The sequence below is a fragment of the Flavobacterium sp. C3NV genome (assembly GCF_046825355.2).
Classification (GTDB): domain Bacteria; phylum Bacteroidota; class Bacteroidia; order Flavobacteriales; family Flavobacteriaceae; genus Flavobacterium.
In genome coordinates, this window is sequence record NZ_JBKQBJ020000011.1 from 38,481 (window position 1) to 51,546 (window position 13,066).

The 13,066-nt window shown below is 34.0% G+C and carries 11 protein-coding genes; 5 read left to right on the forward strand and 6 right to left on the reverse strand.

The window, feature by feature from the left end; translation table 11 throughout:
- The first annotated feature begins 48 nt into the window (after positions 1–48).
- Positions 49–2,295, forward strand: coding sequence for a tetratricopeptide repeat protein (locus ACIDC4_RS16080; RefSeq protein WP_412044125.1), 2,247 nt, complete (start codon positions 49–51; stop codon positions 2,293–2,295).
- A gap of 5 nt (positions 2,296–2,300) precedes the next feature.
- Here the strand turns inward: ACIDC4_RS16080 and ACIDC4_RS16085 are convergent, their stop codons facing one another.
- Positions 2,301–2,993, reverse strand: a complete 693-nt coding sequence (locus ACIDC4_RS16085; RefSeq protein ID WP_412044124.1) for a sterol desaturase family protein — start codon at positions 2,991–2,993, stop codon at positions 2,301–2,303.
- Entirely contained in the window at positions 2,990–3,691 is a 702-nt protein-coding gene (locus ACIDC4_RS16090) for an SIR2 family NAD-dependent protein deacylase (protein ID WP_412044123.1), read from the reverse strand. The genes ACIDC4_RS16085 and ACIDC4_RS16090 overlap by 4 nt, the downstream gene beginning before the upstream one ends.
- Before the next feature lie 464 nt (positions 3,692–4,155).
- Here ACIDC4_RS16090 and cysC point away from each other — a divergent pair, with 464 nt between their 5' ends.
- The 4 genes from cysC (at position 4,156) to ACIDC4_RS16110 (ending at position 7,089) form a co-directional block, all read left to right on the forward strand.
- Positions 4,156–4,683, forward strand: a complete 528-nt coding sequence (gene cysC, locus ACIDC4_RS16095) for an adenylyl-sulfate kinase (RefSeq protein ID WP_412044122.1) — start codon at positions 4,156–4,158, stop codon at positions 4,681–4,683.
- An 18-nt stretch (positions 4,684–4,701) separates the two neighbouring features.
- A complete protein-coding gene (locus ACIDC4_RS16100; protein ID WP_412044121.1) occupies positions 4,702–5,385 on the forward strand; it encodes an aspartyl/asparaginyl beta-hydroxylase domain-containing protein in 684 nt (227 codons plus the stop codon).
- Positions 5,386–5,394: 9 nt separating this feature from the next.
- Positions 5,395–6,354, forward strand: coding sequence for a sulfotransferase family protein (locus tag ACIDC4_RS16105; protein ID WP_412044120.1), 960 nt, complete (start codon positions 5,395–5,397; stop codon positions 6,352–6,354).
- Positions 6,355–6,426: 72 nt separating this feature from the next.
- Positions 6,427–7,089 carry a TrmH family RNA methyltransferase gene (locus tag ACIDC4_RS16110; protein ID WP_412044119.1) on the forward strand — a complete coding sequence of 221 codons (663 nt, stop codon included), beginning with the start codon at positions 6,427–6,429 and terminating at the stop codon, positions 7,087–7,089.
- A 604-nt stretch (positions 7,090–7,693) separates the two neighbouring features.
- Here the strand turns inward: ACIDC4_RS16110 and ACIDC4_RS16115 are convergent.
- The 4 genes from ACIDC4_RS16115 to ACIDC4_RS16130 all read right to left on the reverse strand — a co-directional run bounded on the left by ACIDC4_RS16115 (position 7,694) and on the right by ACIDC4_RS16130 (position 13,052).
- Positions 7,694–9,289 carry a PepSY domain-containing protein gene (locus ACIDC4_RS16115; protein WP_412044118.1) on the reverse strand — a complete coding sequence of 532 codons (1,596 nt, stop codon included), beginning with the start codon at positions 9,287–9,289 and terminating at the stop codon, positions 7,694–7,696.
- A gap of 136 nt (positions 9,290–9,425) precedes the next feature.
- On the reverse strand, positions 9,426–11,585 hold the full coding sequence (locus ACIDC4_RS16120) for a TonB-dependent receptor (protein WP_412044117.1): 2,160 nt from the start codon (positions 11,583–11,585) through the stop codon (positions 9,426–9,428).
- A gap of 93 nt (positions 11,586–11,678) precedes the next feature.
- On the reverse strand, positions 11,679–12,056 hold the full coding sequence (locus ACIDC4_RS16125) for a hypothetical protein (protein ID WP_412044116.1): 378 nt from the start codon (positions 12,054–12,056) through the stop codon (positions 11,679–11,681).
- Positions 12,057–12,092: 36 nt separating this feature from the next.
- Positions 12,093–13,052 carry a transporter family protein gene (locus ACIDC4_RS16130; RefSeq protein ID WP_412044180.1) on the reverse strand — a complete coding sequence of 320 codons (960 nt, stop codon included), beginning with the start codon at positions 13,050–13,052 and terminating at the stop codon, positions 12,093–12,095.
- Positions 13,053–13,066: the final 14 nt, after the last annotated feature.

Here is a 13,066-nt window from a genome sequence, read left to right on the forward strand (position 1 = left end):
TTTACTACATTTTAATGAAATTATCTTATTTTTGAAAAAATGTATTTTATGTTCAGGAAATCTTCAATTGCTATATTTTTAATACTACTATTACTCATTTCTTTTGCTGTTTTTAGGTTGTTTTTTGCAGATCGATCTACTTCAGCAGATATTAAATACGAACCGGTATTTTTAAAAAACGTGGGATATGTAGGAGATGAATCTTGTAAAAAATGTCATAAAGCTGAACATCATGATTGGAAAAAGTCAGACCATTTTATGTCGATGCTTCTTCCAAATGATTCAACAGTTTTTGGAGATTTTAATAATGTAACTTTTATTGCTGATGGTGTTACGAGCAGGTTTTTTAAAAAAGGACAAAAGTTTTTTATAAATACGGAAGGGGAAGATGGGGAAAATCATGATTTTGAGGTAAAATATATTTTTGGATACAAACCATTGCAACAATATTTAGTTCAATTTTCCGGTGGCAGATTGCAAGTACCAAGATTAAGTTGGGATGTTGATAAAAAAAAATGGTTCAACCAGTATGCAGGTCAAAAAATACCAGCTCACGATTGGTTGCATTGGACAAAAAACGCTCAAAACTGGAACACAATGTGTGCTTCATGTCATTCTACTAATCTTCACAAAAATTATGATCACAAAAGCGATACTTATAAAACGAGCTACAGTATAATTAATGTAAGTTGTGAGAGCTGTCATGGTGTTGGCAAACAACATGTTGATTATATTAATAGTAGTGATTATAATTCGAAGAGTAAAGTAATTGGCAGTTTTTTACAGTTAGGAAAGAAATCTGGACAATTAGAGCAGATAGTCACCTGTGCTCCTTGTCATGCGAGATCATCTGAAATTAGTGCTTTGCATATTGAAAGTAAGGATATTATGGATAATTATATTCCTCAAATTCCAAGTACTGAATTTTTTTATGCCGATGGACAAGTTAAAGAAGAGGATTATATCTATACCTCATTTTTGCAGAGTAAAATGTTTCATAATGGCGTAAAGTGCAGCGATTGTCATAATCCGCATAGTACTAAATTAAAACGTATTGGTAATCAAACCTGTGTTGCCTGTCATTCTCCTAAAAAATATGATGCTCCAACCCATACTTTTCACACTTCTGGAAAAAGTACTGAATGTATAAGTTGTCATATGCCTGGAAAATTGTACATGGGCAATGATTTGCGACATGATCATAGTTTCAGGGTTCCAAGGCCTGATCTTTCAGAAACATACAAAACACCCAATGCCTGCAGTAATTGCCATGCGAATAAATCGAACAAAGTTTTGGCCGATGCCATAGTAAAATGGTATGGACCTAAAAGAGAATATCATTTTGCTGATGATTTAATTCCCGGAAGTAAATTAGACGAAAATAGCGAAGCACACCTTACAAAATTAATAAATGACACAGCAGTACCTGATATTATAAAAGCAACTGCTGCATTTTATTTAGGAAACATTCAGACTCAGAGTAGTCTCAATACGTTGTTGGGAGCTATTCAAAGTAAAGATTCTCAAGTGAGATATCGCGTTTTGCGAAGTTTGGGAAATTTTCCACCTTCAAATTGGATTGAAGTTGTTGGACCATTATTATCAGATAAAGTTAGGGCAGTTCGTATCGCAGCGGCAGATTTATATATCACAATACCAAAAGGCCAAATCCCAAATGAATATAGTGAGTCTTTTTCGTCTGCGCAAAAAGAACTTAAAAGCCTACTGGAATATCAAACCGATTTTGCAGTGGGAAATCTAATGATGGCCGATTATTATCTGAAACTAAAGGATTATTATAATGCCGAAAAATTTTATTGGAACGGACTTAAAAAAGACAATCAGGCGAATTATGCCTTACTCAATTTGTCAGCGATATATAATCTACAGGGCAAAAACGATAAGTCATTAGAAGTTTTAGAGAAAGCCAAAAAGAATGATCCCAAAAATGAAAGGATTTATTATAATTTGGGACTTTTATATAATGAAATGAATAATAAACCTGAGGCCGAAAAACAATTTGCAAAAGCAGTCGAACTAAAATCAAATAATCCCAGAGTCTATTATAATTATGGCCTAATGCTGAATCAAAGAGGAAACTCTAAAGAAGCAGAAAATATTCTAAAAAAAGGAATCACGATAAGTCCTTCGGCACCGGAGTTGTATTATGCGATCGCTTTTGTTTATTTAAAAATGGAGAATAAAGGCAAAGCTTTAGAAGCTGCTATAAAACTAAAACAATTAGATCCTGGTAATCCGGAATATCAAGACTTTTTTAGAAGGTCAGGTTTATAGTACAATCAAATTATCGTTTTGAAAATTTTGTCCCAAATAGTAAAATAGAAACCAAAATTGTGAGATTCATTTTTATGATGATCTCCATGAAATTTTGTTGTAGATATCCAGTTTGTAGCATAATTTTTATACCAGAAATCCGGAAAAATATCTGTTTTTAAGTGACCAAATATCCCATACAAAAGATTTAAAACCAAGTAAATTATAATGCTTATAAAATTAAATTGAAATATTGAGATCGAAAATAGCCAGATAATCCCAAATCCAAAAGTTTCTATAGGATGAAGTACAAATAAGCTGTAAACACTTGTTTCAACATGAGTATGATGCAGTTGATGGATAGGATAAAACCATTTTAATTTATGCACCATATAATGAAAACAAAACATCAGGAAATCCATTATGAAAATCAATAGCAAAGTATCTAATAGTATGGAGAGAAGCGATGATGTAAAATCTACTTTCATAATCCCAAAGTGATACAATTCATACCCTAAAAGAGTGATGAGTGTATTACAAATAAGAGTCGAAAAAATCCATTTTTGATCCTTTTTATCAAGTGTTGTATTCTCGTATTCGATTATTTTTCCCAGCATTATAGAAAGAAACAAAAGAATTGCATTTTCTGCCAGGAAGAAAATAAAAAGAATCAATAAATTGAATTGCGATAATTGCTGTAACCAGCTTTCGAATATCATGATATTTTTTCTATTTCAAATAATCTTTCTCTTAATTCCGCAACACCTCCAGAAGCAACCTTAGCAATAACTTCGACTTTATTTTGGATATTCGGGATTGCAATTGGTTTAGGATCAATATAAAAAACTGGCGTAATACTGTAAGTATAAGAAATCAATCCAGCTGCAGGATAAACTTGTAACGACGTGCCAATAACGGCAAAATAATCTGCGGTTTCTGTAATTTCGATAGCTTCTTCCAGAGCCGGAACATCTTCGCCAAACCAAACAATATGAGGTCTCAACTGATGTCCGTTTTCATCAAGATCGCCCGTATATAAATCGTCTGGCCAATCCAGAATTAAATCGCGATTTCGCGTGCTTCGTACTTTTAATAATTCTCCATGCAAATGCAAAACTTTTGTACTTCCGGCGCGTTCGTGTAAATCATCTACGTTTTGAGTGATGATATGAACATCAAAATCCTGCTCTAATTCGGCTAAAATTTTATGACCTAAATTGGGCTCAACTTCTTTAAGCTGCTGACGTCTTTTATTGTAAAAATCCAACACCAATTCCTGATTTTTTCTCCAGCCTTCAGGAGTTGCCACTTCCATCACATCATGTCCTTCCCATAAACCATCGCTGTCGCGAAAAGTTTTAATACCGCTTTCGGCACTTATACCGGCTCCGGTCAAAACAACCAATTTCTTTTTCATTATTATTCAATTGAAGGATAAAAATAGTGATTTATGGGAATAAAAAAATTAAAGTCAATATTTTGTGCCGTTAGACACTAAATGTGGGTAGAAAAAGAATTAAAATAAATTTAGCGTACCCTAGGCCAATTTCATTAAGTTAAGCTTTTAGAAAATAAAATTACTGCAAATAAAATCCGTTTTTTATCTGCGTTTTTACGAAGTAAATCTGTTTTATCCGCGTCAAAATTAGACGCTGATTTTACTGATTCGCTAAAGCGAAAACGCTGATAGAAACGGATTTTCCTAATTACTTTCCTAATTAAACTGTTAAGTGATTTTGTAGATTTCCCCTTAACTTAATGACATTGCCCTTAGGCACATTTTAACTTTGATTTTTCACAGAAAAAAGCGTAATTATACTTATTGTAAGGGTCTTACAAAATGTTTATTTTTATTATGACGTAAAGTAAAATAAACTTTCAATGATTTTAATACAGTTTACAGGATTATCAGGTTCAGGCAAAACAACATTAGCGCAAAATGTTCGTCATTTGTTAGCAGATAAAAGTTATAAAGTCGAAATCGTTGATGGTGATGTGTATCGTAAAACCATTTGCAGTGATTTAGGATTTTCAAGAGAAGACAGATGCGAAAATATCAAGCGTTTGTTTCAGGTAGGACAAAACTTTGTGAAAGAAAATACAATCGTTTTAATGTCAGTCATTAATCCTTATGAAAATCTTCGTAACGAGTTAAGAACCTTTGAGTTTGTCAGAACCGTATATTTAGATTGTTCGATACACAACCTTATTAAAAGAGATCCAAAAGGATTGTATCAAAAAGCTTTGCTGCCGGATCACGATCGTAATAAAATCAACAATTTTACCGGAATAAGCGATGTTTTCGAAATTCCATCGAATGCAGATTTAGTTTTAAAAACAGATCTTGAAACGGAGATTTTTTCTACTAATAAACTATATGATTTCATCATTAAAAATTTATCTGAATAATTTAATTCTTTACAGTATATGAATCCTTCTTCAAGTAAACTTCCGGTTTCTTTTTCAATAGATAAATTGCAAGAAGATCTTGTGATCTGCGAAAATGATTTATGGACACCACATTTTAATACCAATCGATACGAAGGAAACTGGACCAGCGTTTCCCTAAGGTCGCAATCGGGTTTAGTAAATGATATTACATCTTTTGCAAACAAAGAATATCTAAATACCAATTTACTGGATCGCTGTCATTATTTTAAAGAAATTATGGATTGGTTTCAATGCGAAAAAGAAGCAGTCAGATTACTTCGATTAGATCCTCAAAGCGAAATTAAAGAACATGTGGATAATGATACCTCTTATGAAGATGGTTTTTTTAGAATCCATATTCCTATTGTAACAAACGATGATGTATTTTTTTATGTAGATAAAAAACGTGTTCCTATGAAAATGGGAGAATGTTGGTATGCCAATTTTCAGCTTCCGCATAGCGTAGAAAACAATGGTACCGAACCACGCATTCATTTTACACTCGATTGTATTAGAAACGATTGGTCTGACGAATTGTTTACTAAAATGGGTTTTGATGTAAACGAATCACCAAAGGAGAATCAATATTCAGATGAAGTAAAACAGCAGATTATTGCTGAGCTTTCCCGAAACCCATCACAAGCCGGAGCTAAAATCATTGCAGATCTACAATCAAAATAAAATCATAAAATGGAAAATCTAAATCATCCACTTTTCAACTGGATTCCTTATAAATTAATAGAAAAAGACAATGAGATTTATTTTGAATGGATTTATTTGGCAGATATAAAATATGCCGATCCGTTTTTTGATGAAAGTATAGCAAAATGCAAAAGCCATGATTATAATTCGAAGCAATTTAAAGCAGTAAGTACGGTAGAAAATCTTATCGAATGGTCTAATGAACTGATTTCAGTCGAACTAAAATCTTTGGTTTTTCATGTGTCCAGATGTGGTTCTACCATGTTGAGCCAATCTTTAGCAACTTCTTCAGAAAATATAATGATTTCTGAAGCACCAATTTTAGATGAAATTTTGAGAAGTGATCTTTTTAGTTTGGAGAAAAAAACGGTGCTACTACAATCAGTAATAAAATTATTAGGTCAAAAAAGATTTCCCGAACAGCAGCATTTAATTATAAAACTCGATGCGTGGCATATTTTTAAGGCTTCTTATTTAAGGTCTATTTTTCCTGATATACCTTTTGCATTACTTTACAGAAACCCAACTGAAGTTTTGAAATCACATCAGAAAATGATGGGAATGCACATGGTTCCTAATCTATTGCCTTCTGAAATTTTCGGGATTTCGGTAAAAGAAGTTCATGACTTAAGTTTTCAGCAATATGGCGGATTAGTTCTCGAGAAATATTTTCAGGGATTTCTTGATTTTTACAAAACAGATCAAAACGTTGTAATGCTCAATTATAATGACGGAATGAAAGCTGTTATTGAAAAATTCATAGGCTTTATAAAGGTGGATTATTCTAATGATGAAGTAGAAAAAATATACGATCGTTTAAAAAGACATTCTAAAAATGAAAATGCTGTTTTTGCAGGAGATCAGTTTAAAGAAGAAACTTTGCAGATTGATTTTTCAAAGCTCGATGTTTTGCATGAAAAATTGAATGACAGCTTAGTTGCGTATTGATATAGTTGAAAATTGGAGTGAAATTTCTTTCTGTTTTAATAATGGTGTATTTTTGCGGCAAACACGAATAAAATGATTGATTTAGATTACCTCGCTTTCCTTGAAAATATACTGACCGATAACCGCAAAGAAAAATTCTTAAAGGTACTCGGAAATCGTACAAAGCATTTTACAGTTGTTGTAGAAGATGTTTTTCAGATGCATAATACAAGCGCTGTTATGCGTAGTTGTGAAGTTTTCGGGATTCAGGAACTGAATGTTATCGAACAGCGTTACGGAAAAAAAATCGATAAAGAAATCGCAATGGGCGCCCAAAAATGGGTAGACATTAATCAGTTTGATTCCGTTACCAATTGTATTTCGACTTTAAAAGATCAGGGATATCAAATTATTGCCACAACGCCTCATGAAAATGATTGTTTGCTGGAGGATTTCGATATTACAAAACCAAGTGCTTTATTTTTTGGAACAGAAAGAGACGGATTGTCACAAGAAATTCTCGAAAAAGCAGATGGTTTTCTTAAAATTCCAATGGTGGGTTTTACAGAAAGTCTGAATATTTCTGTTTCTGCAGCGATCATCATTCAGAACTTAACCAACAGATTGCAAAAATCAGATATAGACTGGCATTTATCCGAAGAAGAAATTTTGAAGAAACGTTTGGCTTGGGCCAAAAATTCGATTAAAGATATTAAACGAATTGAGGCGCGCTATTTTGAAGAGAATCCTAGATAAGTTGCTAAGAGGCTAAGTTACTAAGTTGCTAAGAATATAGATTGTGCTTGACAGGTGAGTAATAATTGTAGATTTAATCTCGCGAAGTCACAAAGTTTTATTTTAAAAAGTAAGATTAAATAGCGTCCAGTTAAAGCTCAATGTCATTAAGTTAAGCTTTTAGAAAATAAAATTATTACAAATCAAATCCGTTTCTATCTGCGTTTTTACGAAGTAAATCTGTTTTATCCGCGTCAAAATTAGACGCTGATTTCACTGATTCGCTAAAGCGAAAACGCTGATAAAAACGGATTTTTATAATTACTTTCTTGATTAAACGCTTAAGTAATTTTATAGATTTTTTTCTTAACTTAATAACATTTAGCTTTAGCTGGATGGAAATATTAACGGAAACAAAAAGGCTTTAGCCAAACTTTATTGGTTTGGCTAAAGCCTTTTTTCTATTTAAATCATATTCCCCTAGCTGAAGCTAGGGGCTATGCAAAAAAACTTTGCGGCTTCGCTTCCAATAGCTATCGGGATTGCGAGAAATTTTGAGTAAAATTCACCAGAAGTTGTCAAACTTAGAACCTTAGCAACTTAGCGCCTTAGTATCTTTTTGAAGCTACTTCTTCAAAAACAAAATAAATCCCAAAATACTAACAATCAAAATGGTCAGTGCGGCTACAACCATTGTCAGATCCCGGATGTTTTTTCCAGCCCAATCCATAAATAAAAATTTGTGGAGAATAGCAAACGAGTAACCTTCGACCATATCACTGTTTTTAACGACAGCTGCCAATCTTGAAGTCGAAGTTTCGATAAAATAAGTCGTTTTTTCGGGCGTGTCATAAGCCAGTTTTATAACCGGCAATCTTTTGTTGACAAATCCATATTCGCGACTGCTAAAATCAGTTAGGAGTTTAGAATCTAATAATTTTACGTTTTCTAACGAAGCATGAGGTTCATCTGAACTTTGATCCATTTCGCAACAAGCAAGTTTAGGAGCGCCATCTGTAAAATAATAAGCGAGAAATTCAGCATATTGAAAGTCCAGATTTGGCGCAACTTTGTTGGTTGCAGCATTAATGTAAACTACCTCAGATTTTGGATCGTCTTTTTTATTCCACTTTGAATTAGAATCTGATTTCGATGTTTTGAATTTTTGTTTTTCAAGCAATTCACAACGGAAATATGTTGTGTCATTTAAAGTAATAATACTCGCATTCTGAAAACGGCTCCAGTCCAAGTCCAGCTTATTATTGGCCATCGGAATTTCTTTGGTTACAAAAGTTGGTTCGTAAACCATTTGCGATAAAGTATACGGATTCCATTTTGTTGTGGCGTGATAGGCTCCGCTAAAAGCAAATGTTAAAGTAAAAAGAGAAATCCAAATTCCAATTTGGCGATGGTATTTTCTAAGACCTTTTTTAGGAGCTAAATTGTCTGTTTTTTTAAATTGTTTCCATAGTAAACCATAAATCAAAATTCCGCTCAAGGCAGAAAAGCCAATGATGGACAATAAGAAAATCATCGTAATGATTCGGATGCTGTTGTTTGTAATCGCATCTATAAACGACCAATTATGAAAAGTGTCGAAGAACCAAATAAAAGCTTGTCTTGAAGTTGGGTTATAAGTTGCCAGTTTAGAGGAAGATGTTTCTACATAAACCTGCATAGCATCTGGACGATCGAAACTTAATTTGTAAACTGGCAGATAGCGATTGACATATTTATATTGCGAAGTAAATTCGGTTACAACTTCACTATTTTTTACAGCACTTTTTTGATCGTCCAGAAAATAACGCGAAAGCCATTCGGCATATTTTTGATCTCCGTTTTCTAGTTTTTTAGCGGTCGAAGTATCAAAATACCAAAGTTCACCAATTATAGTTTTCAGCTGATAATAGGTTTTATTGTTGAACGAAACAACTCTGAAATTTTTGAATTGCGTTAGTTCATTTTTCTCTAAAACTTCCTGAATCGAAAAGTGTAACTGACTTTTATCAATTACTTGTGCTTCGAGTTTATCATGTGCGATTTCAGGTTTAAAAAAATGCGCCATAAACGGATGCATCAATCCTGAAAGTGTCCAGAAGATCACCGGAATAATGGTAATTAACCCAATTGCACGATGCCATTTGTACATGTGCTGTTTGATTTTCTTGACCAACTTAGAGTCTTTCTTTTTAGACTTTTTGTCTTTTATTTCTTTGCTCATATTTATATTCTTATGATTTATTGTTTTATTTTTTTAGCCACAGATTCCAGGATTAGAATGATTTTTTTTAAAATAATCGGTGTTAATCTTTTTATCCCGATAGCTATCGGGAGTGGCAAAAAATATTGGCAAAAACTTACTTTTTTAATGAAAAATTATACTGTATTCCAAACACAAATGTTCTTGGTGCGGCGGCTGTATAAGTGGGTTGAGCGTTTGCGGTATTGGCTCTCGAAACATTATAAGCATATAATTTATCCGTTAGGTTAAGCACGTTTCCGTATACTTCAATTTTTTTCCATTGATAACCTACTCTGGCGTTGAATATATTATAACCGCTATATTTTATGGTATTGATCTGATCCTGATAATAACTTCCCACAAGCTGCCATTCTACCGAAGTTCTAAAATTCGGTAGCCAGTTGGGGTAATAACTTACCTCAGAATTTCCGGACCATTTGGGTGCTGCAGGCATTTCTTTTCCGTTTAAATCCTGGACAGGATCGCTTGGTTTGTCCGAAAGTTTAAAATCGATATAAGTATGTTGCGCATAAGTTCCGCCAAGACGAATGTTGAATTGTTTTGAAGGTCGGTAAGAAGCGCCAAATTCAATTCCTTTATGACGCGTTTCCCCAGCAGAACGATAATCTGTTGAATTATCAGCGAGTTTTATGTTTAGTAATTCGTTTTTGCCTTCCATATAATACAAAGCATAGTCAAAATTTAATTTATTTTGAAAGAAAGAAAGCCATCCGCCCACTTCGTAATTATTGAAAGTGGCAGGTTCCAGATTATAATAAAAATCAGCAGGAACGCCAGTTGTTCCGCCTGTTCCGGGTTTTGTTCTAAAAATAGAGGTGATTCCGGGAGGCGCAAAACCTTGCGAATAATTGCCATAAAAACCGGCAAAATCAACTGGGTTGTAATTGGCACCAGCTTTAAAAGTTACTTTATCATAAAGCTTACTTCCGGTAGAATTGTCAAGAGCATTATTGTAATTCACTTTCATATTGTCATAACGCCCGCCAACCGTAATAATCAGTTTTTCGATAGGATTAAAACTTAATTGTGCATAACCTGCAGCGTTATAAATGTCAGCACTATAATCGGCTAGTTTTGAGTCCGGATGTTGTGCAATGATTTCATAAGAATCTACGGTTTGTTTACCAGCTTCTCCGGGATTTAAATTGGCTTTTAGATCAATAACATACGACCAATACGTTACTGGAGAATAATCATATAAAGCTCCGGCAACCAATTTTGTATTCAAAAAATCGAACTTTTGAGTATGTTGCCCAATGGCGCCGTAACTTTTAAAGTTGTTCGAATTTACTTCGCCTTTTGCCGTTGTAGGATTTACAGTTGGGCTCCATCTGATTCCGTACAAAGGATTTTGACCTAATTTATTATCACGCAAATATCCTGTAATATAACTGCTCGAATTGCTGTTCCAATCATGTTCCAGTGTTAATCTTGTTCGTAAAGCGTCAGATTTTCTATAGGTAAAATTAGAAGTACTTTTGTATGTTCTATTGTTGAAAGAATCTTCATTAACCGTTCCGCTCATGTCAGAATAATATTTTCCGTACATCGTATTACTAATCAATCGGGTAGAAGGAGAGATGTTATAATCGATTCTCGCATTCAGATTGTCTTTATTATAATCAGAATACGTCATCCAACCGTTTTCCTGCAAACTGGAAATTCCTGCAATATGAAAACCAACTTTCCCGATCGTTGCTCCTCCTGCAGCCTGAAATCTTCTGTAACCATAATTATCGGCCTGAACACCAAATTTGAATTCCGGATCAACCGGCGGTTTTAGCGAAATCAAATTGATAGTTCCCCCAACCGCTTCAGGTCCGTATAGCGAAGAAACAGGGCCTTTGACAACTTCGATACTCTGCAAATTAAACTGGTTAATTTCAAGTAAAGCATTGTGATTAAAAATTCCCATTGGGCGAATTGGCAAACCATCTTCCAGATATAAATAATAAGCATTGGTTGTCATAGGCTGACGGATCGACATCATGTGCTGCTCGTTTCCTAAATTTACCATCAATACTCCGGGTGTTTTATTGATGATTTCGTAAACCGCCGTAGCTTTGGTTTCATTAATAGTTTTGGCAGTTATTTTGCTTATAGCAACTGGAGTTTCTTTTCGTAAAGTGGCTGTACGATTGGCTGTTATAAAAACATTTTCCAGTTCCTGAGATTTTGTGGTGTCTTTTTCTGTTTGATTTTGAGCTGCGACACATTGTCCTATAAGTAATAAGATGAGGTATATTTTCTTCATTTTAAATGATATAAATTTTAAAAAGTAACCGATATTCTCTTGGTAGAATACGAGTAAAAGCCCTTCAAAAGAATTGAAAAGCGGGACTAAAATTTATATCAAATAAGAGGGAGGATGAAAAGTAGTATTCGAAACCGAAATTGGTTTTTTATCGAAATAAGCAAAAATGGCTTTTCGCGATGTTATTGGTGCGACTAATTTGAAATCACTCAACGAAATATTCTGAATATAAATTACTTCTGCTTTTTCTTTCAGATTATCATGCATTTTCTTTTCGTTGTCAGCGTATTTCTTAAGGCTTTTTTGAAGCTCACAACGACCATTGCAAGAATTAAAAATCATCTTGCGCTGCACACAAATGGTCTTCGAAATCTCTTCCTGGTTTAATTTGAATGTGGTATAAACGCAGAAACTGCCAAATGATGGCATCAAAAGCATAAAGGAAAGAAATATGATAATGATTTTTCTCAAAGCTTGTTTTCGTTGTTTTTATTCTGGTTTAAAAAATTAAAGGGTATAATTCAAATTTACACTCCATCTGTAATTTGCCTCCATATTACCGCTTGATAAGTTTTGGCTAATAGGCAGCATAACGTTTAACCCAACCGAAAATTTATCTTTTCCGGCTTCAATGCCAAATTTGCTAAACAAAATATCACCCGCCGTATTGGGTAAATCCAAATTATGCTGTTTGTTAGTCTGGTAAACTTCACCAGCCAAACCAGCTTGCGGAACCAACTGAACCGATTTTAAATCGAACAAATAAAAGAACGTTCCTGCATAATTAAACTGATCGCCGTATTGGTAATTTTTATTATTTTCAGTTTTAAAAATGTAATTCATCGTTGTGTTTAAGCCTAAGTTTTTATGTTTCACCACATATTCAGAAACTATAGGAAAATCCCAGCTTCCGGTTCCTAACTGAAAACTCTGATTGACGCTTCCTAAATTATTGGCTTCTGTAAATTTTCCTGTCGGAAGTTTTACACCACCACCCAAATTTACCTTGTGCGTAAAAAACGTACTGTCTTTTTTCGTTTCAAAAACCGTGTACAAAGCCATCAGGGTAATATCTCCCAAACCTTCAATATTTTCAGTTCCGGCCGTCAAAGCTCTTTCGTTAAAATGATACGGAACCAATGCCGAAATCTGAATTTTCTCTGTTACCGGAATTCTTGCCCAAGCCTGAATCGTATTAAAATTTTCATCTATCCACGGCGAATTGGCGAAGATTCCGTCGCGGCTCGTGTAACTTTGTTTCATATATCTTAAACCCACAAAATTATTGTTCAGCATAGAACCAAAACCCATGCTTCCGCCACTTGCAGAACATCCGCAGGCATCACAATCAAAATCTTCCATCATCGCCAAACGCTGAAACGTAAAGCCCGAAATACTATCTTTTACGGTAAAACTAAAGCCCGAAAATCCAGCCAAAAGCGCCAACATTACTATTATTTTTCTCATTTTCATTCTTATTA

What these genes read in the sequence shown, in the direction of transcription:
- ACIDC4_RS16080 (WP_412044125.1), top strand. Translation starts at nt 49, where the DNA reads ATGTTCAGGAAATCTTCAATTGCTATATTTTTAATACTACTATTACTC.
- ACIDC4_RS16085 (WP_412044124.1), bottom strand. Translation starts at nt 2,993, where the DNA reads ATGATATTCGAAAGCTGGTTACAGCAATTATCGCAATTCAATTTATTG.
- ACIDC4_RS16090 (WP_412044123.1), bottom strand. Translation starts at nt 3,691, where the DNA reads ATGAAAAAGAAATTGGTTGTTTTGACCGGAGCCGGTATAAGTGCCGAA.
- cysC (WP_412044122.1), top strand. Translation starts at nt 4,156, where the DNA reads ATGATTTTAATACAGTTTACAGGATTATCAGGTTCAGGCAAAACAACA.
- ACIDC4_RS16100 (WP_412044121.1), top strand. Translation starts at nt 4,702, where the DNA reads ATGAATCCTTCTTCAAGTAAACTTCCGGTTTCTTTTTCAATAGATAAA.
- ACIDC4_RS16105 (WP_412044120.1), top strand. Translation starts at nt 5,395, where the DNA reads ATGGAAAATCTAAATCATCCACTTTTCAACTGGATTCCTTATAAATTA.
- ACIDC4_RS16110 (WP_412044119.1), top strand. Translation starts at nt 6,427, where the DNA reads ATGATTGATTTAGATTACCTCGCTTTCCTTGAAAATATACTGACCGAT.
- ACIDC4_RS16115 (WP_412044118.1), bottom strand. Translation starts at nt 9,289, where the DNA reads ATGAGCAAAGAAATAAAAGACAAAAAGTCTAAAAAGAAAGACTCTAAG.
- ACIDC4_RS16120 (WP_412044117.1), bottom strand. Translation starts at nt 11,585, where the DNA reads ATGAAGAAAATATACCTCATCTTATTACTTATAGGACAATGTGTCGCA.
- ACIDC4_RS16130 (WP_412044180.1), bottom strand. Translation starts at nt 13,052, where the DNA reads ATGAGAAAAATAATAGTAATGTTGGCGCTTTTGGCTGGATTTTCGGGC.